The 10,797-nt window shown below is 77.2% G+C and carries 8 protein-coding genes; all 8 read right to left on the reverse strand.

All coding sequences use genetic code 11. The features are described from left to right. Positions 1–200 (reverse strand): zinc-ribbon domain-containing protein (locus EF903_RS20520; RefSeq protein WP_125545270.1); only part of this gene is annotated, 200 nt, incomplete at its 3' end. 3 nt (positions 201–203) lie between these two features. Then, the gene (locus tag EF903_RS20525; RefSeq protein ID WP_125545272.1) at positions 204–3,044 is read right to left on the reverse strand and encodes a serine/threonine-protein kinase; all 2,841 of its coding nucleotides are present in this window, start codon (positions 3,042–3,044) and stop codon (positions 204–206) included. Further along, entirely contained in the window at positions 3,041–4,300 is a 1,260-nt protein-coding gene (locus tag EF903_RS20530; protein ID WP_125545279.1) for a hypothetical protein, read from the reverse strand. The genes EF903_RS20525 and EF903_RS20530 overlap by 4 nt, the downstream gene beginning before the upstream one ends. Positions 4,301–4,431: 131 nt before the next feature. Beyond that, entirely contained in the window at positions 4,432–5,421 is a 990-nt protein-coding gene (locus tag EF903_RS20535) for a glutamate ABC transporter substrate-binding protein (protein ID WP_125545281.1), read from the reverse strand. An 83-nt stretch (positions 5,422–5,504) separates the two neighbouring features. Further along, positions 5,505–6,902, reverse strand: coding sequence for a hypothetical protein (locus EF903_RS20540; protein WP_399421304.1), 1,398 nt, complete (start codon positions 6,900–6,902; stop codon positions 5,505–5,507). Between the two features lie 190 nt (positions 6,903–7,092). Beyond that, positions 7,093–8,118 carry an N-acetylglucosamine kinase gene (locus tag EF903_RS20545; RefSeq protein ID WP_125545274.1) on the reverse strand — a complete coding sequence of 342 codons (1,026 nt, stop codon included), beginning with the start codon at positions 8,116–8,118 and terminating at the stop codon, positions 7,093–7,095. Next, positions 8,109–9,380 carry a 6-phospho-beta-glucosidase gene (locus EF903_RS20550; RefSeq protein WP_125545285.1) on the reverse strand — a complete coding sequence of 424 codons (1,272 nt, stop codon included), beginning with the start codon at positions 9,378–9,380 and terminating at the stop codon, positions 8,109–8,111. Before EF903_RS20550 ends, EF903_RS20545 begins: the two co-directional genes overlap by 10 nt. Positions 9,381–9,423: 43 nt before the next feature. Next, on the reverse strand, positions 9,424–10,644 hold the full coding sequence (locus EF903_RS20555) for an ROK family transcriptional regulator (RefSeq protein ID WP_125545277.1): 1,221 nt from the start codon (positions 10,642–10,644) through the stop codon (positions 9,424–9,426). Positions 10,645–10,797 lie beyond the last annotated feature (153 nt).

Here is a 10,797-nt window from a genome sequence, read left to right on the forward strand (position 1 = left end):
GTCTGGCTGCCCCAGCTGCGCGGAGCCCCTGGAGGAGGGGGACCGTTTCTGCGGTTACTGCGGCTCCCCCGTCTGCGCGCTCCCGCCGGCAGGGGCGGCGGGAACGCGCAGACGGGGGAGCCGCAGTAACCGCAGAAACGGTCCCCCTCCTCCAGGGGCTCCGCGCAGCTGGGGCAGCCAGACGGCCGATGCATCGACATCACTCACACCCACGTCCGGGGACGGAAGCGGTTGGCCCGCTCCACCAGTTCGATCCTGTCCTCACCGCGCTGCGCCAGCCGCGCGAGGACGCGGTACGAGCGCTCCAAGCCGAAGCGCAGGCCCCGCTCGTCCAGTTGACTGCCGAGCAGCGTGGTCCGGCCGGGGTCCGTCCCCCGGCTACCCGACAGTACCCAGTCCAGGGCCGAGCCCAGAACCTCCGCCGACAGCCGTTCCTGCCGCTCCGCGTCCAACCCGAGCCGCACCAGGGCCTCCACCTGCGCGGCAGCCGCCACCAGATCGGGCAGCAGGGCCTCTTCGGGAGAGCGGTCGCGCAGACGTGCCCGTACCGCCGCCACCCGGGCGGCCGTGTAGTGGATGGAGGACTCCGGGACGGACTCCAGGGTCCGCACCGCCGCCTCGCGGTCCCCGGCGGCCAGTTGGACGCGGGCCAGTCCGAACGCGGCGCTCACGAAACCCGGGTCGGTGGCCCACACGAGCCGGTAGTACTCGGCCGCGTTGTCCAACTGCCCCAGGATCTCCGCGCACAGGCCCAGCGCGAGCTTCGGCGCGGGCTCGCCGGGGAAGGCGTCGTACACCGCGTCGAAGGACAGGGCGGCGACCGCGTCCTCCCCGCCTGCCAGGGACACGACGCCGCGCGCCCACACCACCCGCCAGTCGTCGGCATGAGCGGCCTCCAGCTCGGCCAGGGCGGCGCCCGCGGCGGCGGTCCTGCCCAGCTCCAGCTCGGCCCGCAGCGCCCGCAGGCGCAGCTCGACCGAGTCCGCCGGCGCCGCGGCCAGCGCGGCCGGCAGGTCGGCCGGGGCCGAGGCCAGCAGTCCGGCGAGGAACCCGGCGTTGGGGTCGCCCTGGTCGACCAGCGGCAGCGGCAGGGCCAGCGCCATCTCGCGGGCGTCCGCGACGGCCCGCCGAGCGGCCGCAGCCCCGCCGGCCGGATCGCCGGCCGAGGCCTGCGGGCGGGGGACGGCCGCAGCCGCGGCCGCCGCCGACGGGACACGGCGGGGCGCCGGGACCGCACTCGCCCGGTGGGTCGCCTCGACCCCCAGGGGAGCCGCGGCCGGGACGGCCGCGGCGGGAGCCGCCTCGCCCGGCCGTGCCGCGGCCGGCGCGGGCGGCGCCGCCGCGCCGGGATCCCGTTCCGCCGCGGCGGACCGCGTACCCCGGCCGGCGAGGCCGAGCAGGCGGCCGAGGACCGGGCCGTGGCCCGGCTCCGGCCGCGCCCCCAGGCGGGACACCTCGGTGTCCGCGGCGTCCGCGAACAGGCGGGTGTCCGGGACCCGCAGCTCCGGCCCGAACAGCGTCGACAACTGCGGCCGCGGGCGGCCCGTCTGCAGGGCGACGACCTCCCGCAGCACACCCGTCAGCTGGTCCGCCATCTCCTGCGCGGACGAGAAACGCCGCCCCGGATCCGGATCCGTCGCCCGCACGAGCAGCCGGTAGAACGACTCGTACCGCCGGAACACCTCGATGTGCTCCGGATCCGGCAGCGAATCCGCGAACACGGTCGTGTAGCCCTGGAAGTCGAACGTCAGGACCGCCAGCGTCCGCGCCACCGTGTACAGGTCGGAGGCGACCGACGGCCCCGCCTCCGCGACCTCCGGCGCCTGGTAGCCGACCGTGCCGTATATCGCCGACTCGGCGTCGTCCATCCGGCGCACCGCGCCCATGTCGATCAGCTTCAGCTGGTCCTGCTGCTGGATCGCGTTGTCGACCTTGAAGTCGCAGTAGAGCAGGTTCCTGCTGTGCAGGTGCCCGAGCGCCTCCAGCGCCTCGATCCCGTACGCACAGGCCTGCTCCACCGGGAGCGGATCACGCCGCCCGTCCGGCCGGCGCCGCTCGTTCGCGATCTCCTTCAGCGACTTGCCGCCGACGTACTCCATCACGATGTACCCGTCCAGCGAGCCGGTCCGCTGGTCCAGGTGCTCCACGAAGTTGTAGATCCGCACGATGTTGGAGTGCTCGATCTCCGCGAGGAACCGGCGCTCCGATATGGCCGCCGCCATCGCGTCCTGGTCGCCGGTGTCCAACAGGCCCTTGAGGACCACCCACCGGTCGGAGACGGCCCGGTCCACCGCCAGGTACACCCAGCCCAGACCGCCGTGCGCCAGGCAGCCCGCGACCTCGTACTGGCCGTGGACGACGTCGCCCGGGCGCAGCTTCGGCACGAAGGAGTACGGGTGCCCGCACTTGGTGCAGAACCCCTCCGTCCGGCCCCTGCGGTCGCCGCGCGCGCGGCCCACCGGGGCCCCGCAGTCGGCGCGCGAGCAGAACCGCTTGCGCTCCGGCACCTCCGGGTTCTCCAGGACGGCCGCCGACGGGTCCGGGCGCGGCACCTCGGGCACGCTGACCAGCCCGGCCCCCAGCCGGCTGCGGCCCGACGATCCGGCCGACGAGCCCGAACTGCGCACCGACACGGACCGGTTCGACGCCACGCCCGCCAGCCGGCCGGACACCGAGCGCCGCGACGACGACGAGCGGGAGGAGCGCGCGGACGCCGAGCCGGCGGAGCGCGCCGAGGACGAACCGGGCCGGCCGGAGCCCTGCGAGCCCCGCGGGTCGGGGTGCCGGGCCGGGCTCGTCATGCCCGTCGGATGCGACACGAGGTCCGCGGCACCTCCCGTCGCGGCACCCCCCGGCCACGCGGCGCCCGGTCCCGGCAGCCCCGGTCTCGGCAGCCCCGGACCCGCGGCCCCCGCCGCCGGAACGCCGGGTCTCGCCGAGGCGGGCGCCAGCCCGCACGTCCCGCAGTACAGCCCGCCGCCGCCCATGTCCTCGTACGCCCCCGGGCAGCCGGGGCGTGCGCACGCGGTCCCGATCCGGCTCATGCGCCCTCCCCTCCCGGCCCCACGGGCCTGTCCTGCTGCGGGGCCAGCGCCTCCGCGGCCGCCTGCTGGTAGCGCAGCACCGCCTGCTCGGCGGCCCGCAGGTCGCACGGCGCGCTCCACAGCATCCGCCGAGCCGTGTCGTACCGCTCGACCAGCACCACGTCCTCCGCGAGGCCGTGCCGGGCGACCTTCGCCCGGTAGGCGTCCAGCCGGCCGCGCAGCTCGGCGCGCACGGCCAGCGGAGCCGTCACCGCGGTCAACGACTCGCGGGCCCGGCAGAGTTCCTCCTCGGCCCGCTCCTCCAGCGCGTCCAGCAGCGGCGACAGCCGGTGCCAGCGCGCGGTGCGCCGGTACTCGGCGGCCAGCGCCAGCTGCTCCTGCAGCGCGGTCGGCGGACCGCTCACCGCCGGCACCTCGGACGCCGCGATCTTCGCCAGCACCTCGGTGCGCGCGGCCCGGGCCTCCGCCAGGGTCCGGTCGGCCCGGGAGAGGACGTCCCGCAGGGCGACCAGCCGCTGCTCGGCGTCCTGCCGGACGGCCAGCACCGCCTCGACCTCGCGGCGTACGTCCTCCAGCGCGAGCGCGGCGCGGTCGTAGCGCCCGGTGTCGGGGCGGCCCCCGCCCGGCGCGGAGCTGCCCGCGGCCGGCTGCCAGAACGCCAGCGGGTCGGCGACGACCTGCTCGCGCAGGTCCGCCAGCTCGGCGGTGATCGCCTCCAGGTCGTCGCCCGCGGGGTGCTCGCCGGGGCGGACCCCCACCGAGTGGGCCAGCGAGCGGGTGCGCCGCAGCTCCGCCGCCAGCAGGTCGATCCGGGCGGGCAGCGCCGACCACACCGCGTCGGCGGCGACCACCACGTCGAGGGAGGCCGCGTACAGCTCGTTCATCCGGGCCACCAGCTCGGCCAGCGAGAACCGCTCCGCCAGGCCCGCGCCCCCGGCGGCGGCGCCGGCGATGTGCACGCCGGGCCCGCGCAGCCGCTCCGTGAGGTCGACCAGGTCGTCCCGGCTGAGCCAGCGCCGTCGCTCCCGGATGGCGCGGGCCGCGGCCAGCGCCCCGCTGTAGGCGTCGAAGTACGTCCACAGCCGGGTGATCGCGGCGTCGGCGGCGGCCCAGCGCTCCCTGGTCACCCCCGCCAGGTCCGCGCCCTCCAGCAGGCGCCGCCCGGCGTGGTCCTGGAGCGCGAGCAGGGAGGTCTCGACGGCCTCGTGCTCCGCCCCGAGCCGGGCCAGCGCACGGTCGACGCCGTCCCGGTCCAGCAACGCCGACTGCGCCTCCAACGACCGTGCCTCCACCGGCCCCGCCTCCGCTCCTGCGCCGTCCCGCCGGGGATCCCCGGTGTCCGGCTCCGATTCTTCCCCGCCGGCGCGGCCTGCCCCTGCCACCGCCGTCAGTCCCGGTACCTGGGGGCGGGCGGCCCGGCCACGCCGGGCAGCACGGGCCCCAGGTGGCGGGCGTACGCCTGCATCCACGGGCTGCCGCCACCGCCGGCGCGGTAGTCCTCCAGCACCTTGTTGACCCGGCGCACCAGGTCCGGGGCGTCCTTGTGCACGGCCACCCCGTAGAACTCCTTGGTGAACGGCGCCCCGACGAGCCGCACCGAGGGGTCCTGCGCGGCCTGCCCGGCGGCGAGCGCGTTGTCGGTGATGATGCCGTCGACCTCCCCGAGCTGGAGCCGGACCAGGCAGTCCAGCTGGTTGGGGACGCTGACCGGGAGCGCCCCGTACGCCTGGGCCTTCAGGGCGGTCTCCGCCGTCGAGCCGGCCGCCGTGCAGATGCGGCGGTCCTTCAGCGAGGCGTCGTACCCGGTGATCGGGGAGCCCTTCGGCGCGAGCACCTGCTGCCCGGCCTCGAAGTACGCCGTCGAGAAGGCGACGTCCTCCAGCCGCTTGCAGTTGATCGTCATGGTGCGCACGACGACGTCCACCCGGCCCTCCTGGAGGGCGGGGATGCGCTGGTTCGTCGGGATGGCCCGGTAGATGACCGCGTTCTCATCGCCCAGGATGTCCTTGGCTATGGCCCGGACCAGGGCTATGTCGAAGCCGTCGAGGCGGCCGTCGACCGGGTTGCGGTACCCCCACGCGAAGCTGTTCTGGTCCACGCCGGCGACGAGCTTGCCCGCCTTGCGGATCCGCTCGATCGTCGGGCCGTCGCCCGCGGACGGGCGCAGGCTGGCCTCCGGGTCCGGGCAGGTGTCGGTCAGCGTCCACGGCGCCTGCGGGACGGCCGCGACGGAGCCGGGCGGGCGGACCGCGGCCGGCGGGCCGTCCTCCGGGGCCGCCTGGGCCAGCGGCAGCAGCACGGCCGCGGTCACCGCGCAGGCCGCGGCCATCGCGCTGACCCCGCCCCAGCCGCGCAGCCGCCGGGCGAGCCGGCGCATCCGCGGCGGCCGGGCCCGCCCGCTCTCCGGGCCGCCGCCGCGGGGGGCCTCGTCCTCGCGCCTCACGCCTGTCCGCATCGCTGTCACCTGTACTCCGAAAGCCGGCGCCCGATGCCGAGGAGCACCGCCGCGGCGCCGACGACCGCCAGGGCCGCCGAACCCGTCACCAACCCGCCGAACGCGCCCAGCCCGGACCGGGCGGCCCGTGTGAACTCCGCCTGCTCGTGCGCCAGGGCCCGCTCCAGGGAGGCGTCGACCGTGTCGAACGACGCCCCGCTGCTGTCCTTGTGGTCCTTGCCCCCGATGACCTGCGGCAGGGCGGCCTGGTAGTCGCCCCGCAGGTCCGTCTCCCGGGCCGCCGCGTGCCGCTGCTTCCACTGCCGGACGCCTTCCGCGGCGCTCGCGACCGGCTCTCGCCCCTCGTCGTCGTCCGCGAGGCGCAGCGCCTTCTCCAGGCCCGCGTCGAGCGCCTTCATGTCGGCCGCGAAGTCCACGTCGTACTTGTCGGACTTGTTGTCGGCGGCGAGGACGGCGCCTCGGGCGATCAGCGTCAGGTTCTCGTTGGCGCGGGCCCGGAGCGCGGCGATCCGCGCGTCGGTCAGCACCTTGAGCGACTCCTGCCCCTCCGCCCGCGCCTCGGCCAGCGACGAACGCGCCACCGCGTGCCCCCCGACCAGCCACAGCAGCGCCACCAGGGTGGCGGCCGTCGCCGCGACGAGGCCGCGGTTGAAGACCCGGTTCGTCCGCCGGTAGTTGCGGTGCTGCGCCCACGCCAGCGCGGCCAGGGCGAGGACCCCGGCGCCGAGCGGGGCCAGCGGCAGCGAGCGGGCGTTGTCGTAGTCCTCGTACAGCCGGCCCGTCTCCGCCTCGTACAGCCGCTGCGCGGCAGGCAGCAGCTGGGTGCTCATCTGCTCGTTGGCGTACCGCAGGTAGGCGCCGCCCAGCGGCAGGCCCTGCCGGTTGTTGGCGCGGGCCTGCTCGATCAGGCCGGTGTAGCGGGGCAGTTGCTCCCCCAGGAGGGTTATCTGCCGGCGGGACTCGGCGTCCTCCCCCGCGTTCGCCGCGGCGCTGACGAGCAGCCGGGAGGCGCCCGCCATGTCCTTCTCGTACCGCTGCCGCACGTCGCGCGGCTCGTCCGCGCCGGCGAGGAACCCGCTCGACGACGCCGTGTCGGCGTCCGCGAGGGAGTGGTAGATGCTCGCCGCGTCCGCACTGAGCGGCTGGCTGCGGCCCACCACGTCCTCGGCGGAGCCGACCCGGTCGGCGACCTCCCACACCGTCACCGCCCCGAACAGCAGGACGAGCCCGGCGACGAGCGCGCCGATGACCCGCAGCCGGCCCGGCTCGGTGGTCGCGGCGGCGCGCAGCCGCTCGACCCCCTCGGCCCAGGCGGTGCCGGGCCCCGGAGGACCGGCGGGCGGCCCCGCGGCCGTGCCGCCGGCGCCGCCCGCCGGCGCGGGCGCGCGTGATGTGATGGCCACCGTGACCTCCCCCTCGGTCCTCCATGCTCCGCAGCAGTATGGCCGGAGCGGCGGCCGGCCACAGCACCCGGTGTCCGATCCCGGACGGTCCCCTCCCGGTGCCCGGGCGGCGCCGCCCCCGCCACGCCGTCACCGTGAATACGTCCGCGCCACCGACACGGTTCCAGAAGCCGGCCCCTCCCGGGCGGGTTCACCCGAATTGGGCACGCAGCTCTGCCCTCGCGGCCACCGGCGCACCGGCCGCGTCCAACCCGAGCAGCGCCGCCCCGAGCACCGGCGGCGCCTCGACCACGCGGACGGAGGCCTGCGGCGCCCGCTCCGCCAGCCCGGCCGCGATCCGGGCGTCGAGCCGCCGGTGCCCGGCCGTGAGCACGCCGCCGCCCAGCAGCACCGGCGCCCGCGCCCCCAGCAGGTCCAGCCGGGCCAGCGCCACTGCCGCCATCGCGACGACCTCGTCGGCCTGCCGGTCGACGAGCGCCGCGGCAACGGGATCACCGGCCTCGGCGGTCTCGAACAGGACGGGCACGAGCTCGTGGAGCCGCCGCCGCGGCAGCTCTCCCAGGTGCAGCGCCTCGACCAGGGCCGCCACCGAGTCCAGGGCGAAGCGCCGCGGCAGGGCCCGGGCCAGCCCGGTCGGCTCGCCGCGGCCGTCCTCGGCCCGTGCCGCCCACCACATGGCCTCCTGCGCCAGGTGCACGCCGCCGCCCCAGTCCCCGGAGATCCTGCCGATCGCGGGGAAGCGGGCCGTGCGGCCGTCGGGCAGCATGCCCGCGCAGTTGATGCCGGCGCCGCACACCACCGCGACCCCGGCCGGGGCGTCCGTGTCGGCCAGCCCCGCCCGCAGGACCGCGAAGGTGTCGTTCCGTACGAGCACCCGGTCGCCCGCGGCCCAGCCGCGGGCGGCGATCGCCCGCGCGAACCGCTCCTCCTCCACGGGGAAGTCCGCGTTCGCCAGGCACGCCGCGACGCGGTCCGCGTACGGGGGTCCGCCGCGGAGCCCGGCTTCGGCGGCGGCCCCGGCGACGGCCCGCTCCAGCTCGTCCACCGCCGCCTCCGTTCCCGCCAGCTGCGGCTGGAAGCCGCCGGAGCGGCCCCGGCCGAGGACGCTTCCGTCGGCGGCGACCAGGGCGGCGTCGGTCTTGCTGTTGCCCGCGTCGACCGCGAGGACGGCCGCCGCCGGGGCGGCCCCGGCGCCGGCGGGCCGGCTCACGCCCACGGCAGGTACTCCTTGTTGTGCGCGAGCAGCCGGTCCGCGAGCCCGGCCGCCCGGTCGAACTGGCCGATCAGCGGGTGCGCGAGCAGGGCCCGGAACACCCGGTCGCGCCCGCCGCGCAGCGCCGCCTCCAGCGCCAGCTCCTCGTACGCGGCCACGTGTCCCACCAGCCCCGCGTACAGCGGGTCCAGCCGAGGCGCCGGGAGGGGCACCGGCCCCGACCCGTCGACCCGGGCCTGCACCTCGACGACCGCGTCGTCGGGGAGGAAGGGCAGCGTTCCGCGGTTGCGGGCGTTGACGACCTGCACCGACCCCGGGCCCGCCCCGGTGCCCAGGAGCGCCGACGCCAGCTCCACCGCCGCCTCCGAGTAGAAGGCCCCGCCCCGCGAGGCCAGCAGCGCCGGCTTCTCGTCGAGGGCGGGGTCGGCGTACAGGGCGAGCAGCTCCCGCTCCATGGCGGCCACCTCGGCGGCCCGGGAGGGCTTCGCCCCGAGTTCCCGGACCACTTCGTCGTGCGCGTAGAAATAGCGCAGGTAGTAGGAGGGGACGGTGCCGAGCCGGTCCAGGACCTCCCGCGGCAGCCTCAGCTCCGCGGCGATGCGGTCCGCGTGATCGGCGAGCAGGCCGGGCAGCAGGTCCTCGCCGTCGGGGCCGCCCTTGCGGACGCCGAGCTCCCAGGTGAGGTGGTTGAGCCCGACGTGGTCCAGGTGCAGGTCGGCCGGCTCCGTGCCGAGCACCGCGGCGAACCTGCGCTGGAGCCCGATGGCGACGTTGCACAGGCCGACGGCCCGGTGGCCGGCGTCCAGCAGGGCGCGCGTGACGATCCCGACCGGGTTGGTGAAGTCGATGATCCAGGCGCCGGGGCTGGTGCGGCGGACCCGCTCGGCGATGTCCAGGACCACCGGCACCGTGCGCAGCGCCTTGGCGAGGCCGCCCGCGCCGGTGGTCTCCTGGCCGAGGCAGCCGCACTCCAGCGGCCACGTCTCGTCGCGGAGGCGGGCCGCCTGGCCGCCGACGCGCAGCTGCAGCAGGACCGCGTCGGCGCCGTCGACGCCCGCGTCGAGGTCGGCGGTGGTGGTGATGCGGCCGGGGTGGCCCTGCCGGGCGAAGATCCTGCGGGCCAGGCCGCCGACGAGCTCCAGGCGGTCGGCGGCGGGGTCGACCAGCGCCAGCTCGGCGATCGGGAGGGTCTCGCGCAGCCGCGCGAAGCCGTCGATCAGCTCGGGCGTGTAGGTGGACCCGCCGCCCACCACTGCCAGTTTCAAGGTCACGGTCGCCAGCCTTTCACTCCGGTGGAGGGGTACGGGGTCAGCGGCGCGAGGTGTCGAAGACCTCGTCGCGCGCGGTGGCCAGGGCGGATTCCAGGGCGCCGCGCAGCACCGGCCGCTCGCGCACGCTCCCCGGGACCAGGCGCGGAGCGGAGGGGGCGAGGTCGGCGAGTTCGGCCTGGACCAGGTCGCGCAGGGCCGCGCCGCCGGCGTCGGTGACGGCACCGGAGAGGACGACGAGCTCCGGGTCCAGTACGGCGACCAGGGCGGCGAGTCCGGTCGCGAGCGCGGTGGCGTACCGCCGCAGCAGCCGCAGGTGCACGCCCTCGGGTTCGGCGGCGGCACGCCGCAGCAGCGCGGCCGCCGCGGCGGCCTGCGCCGCGCCCCCGGCGGGCCCGTCGGCCGGGGACGGGACGAGGCCCAGTGCGGCGCCCAGCGCGACCACCGCGCCGGCGCCGGCGAGGTCCTGGAAGCCGCCCGCGCCGACCCGGGCCGCCTGCCGGACCAGCGGGCGCCCGGGCACGGGCAGGAACCCGACCTCGCCCGCCCCGCCGGTCCGACCGCGGTGCAGCCGCCCGCCGAGCACCAGCGCGGCGCCGAGGCCCGCGCCGTTCCACAGCAGGACGAAGTCGTCGTGGCCGCGGGCGGCGCCGAGCCGCTGTTCGGCGACCGCGGCGAGGTTCACGTCGTTCTCGTACCCGACCGGCACGGACAGGGCCTCGGCCAGCCGCTCCGGCAGGGCGGCGGACTGCCGGCCGTCCGGCAGGTGCCCTGCGTGGCGCAGGACGCCGGTGTGCCGGTCGAAGGATCCGGGGAGGGCGATCACCGCGCGGCGCAGGTCGCCGCGGCCGAGCCCGGCTGCGTCCAGCGCGCCGTCCAGGGCCCGGGCGGTCTGCCCGGCCGGACCGCCGGGCCCGGTGCAGGGGACCTCGCTGCTGCCGACGACCCGGCCGGTCAGGTCGGCGACGGCAGCGGTGATGCGGTCGGGGGTGACGTCCAGTCCGGCGACGCGAGCGGCGGCCGGGTTGACCCCGTACAGGCGGGCGTCCGGGCCGGGCCGGCCGGTGGAGGTACCGGCGGCCACGACGAGCCCGGCGGCTTCGAGGCGCGCCAGCAGCTGGGAGGCGGTGGGCTTGGAGAGGCCGGTGAGGCTGCCGAGCCGCGTGCGGGAGAGGGGGCCGTGCGCCAGCAGCAGGTCGAGCGCCGCGCGGTCGTTCATGGCGCGCAGCACTCCGGGCGTTCCGGGGGCGGGTCCGGCCATGGGCGCGTCTCTCCCTTGCTCCGGGCAACTGTTGGGAAAGTTTCCTGTCGGACACGGCGGCATGTCAACGGTGGCGCGGGCCCGGCATGTCGACGGTGGCGCGGGCCGGAAACGCCTCCGCCCCCTCGGCCCGGGCGGGGCGCGGAGGGGGCG

This window comes from Streptomyces sp. WAC05292, assembly GCF_003949955.1.
GTDB classification, from domain to species: Bacteria; Actinomycetota; Actinomycetes; order Streptomycetales; family Streptomycetaceae; genus Streptomyces; species Streptomyces globosus.

What these genes read in the sequence shown, in the direction of transcription:
- EF903_RS20525 (WP_125545272.1), bottom strand. Translation starts at nt 3,044, where the DNA reads ATGAGCCGGATCGGGACCGCGTGCGCACGCCCCGGCTGCCCGGGGGCG.
- EF903_RS20535 (WP_125545281.1), bottom strand. Translation starts at nt 5,421, where the DNA reads ATGCGCCGGCTCGCCCGGCGGCTGCGCGGCTGGGGCGGGGTCAGCGCG.
- EF903_RS20555 (WP_125545277.1), bottom strand. Translation starts at nt 10,644, where the DNA reads ATGGCCGGACCCGCCCCCGGAACGCCCGGAGTGCTGCGCGCCATGAAC.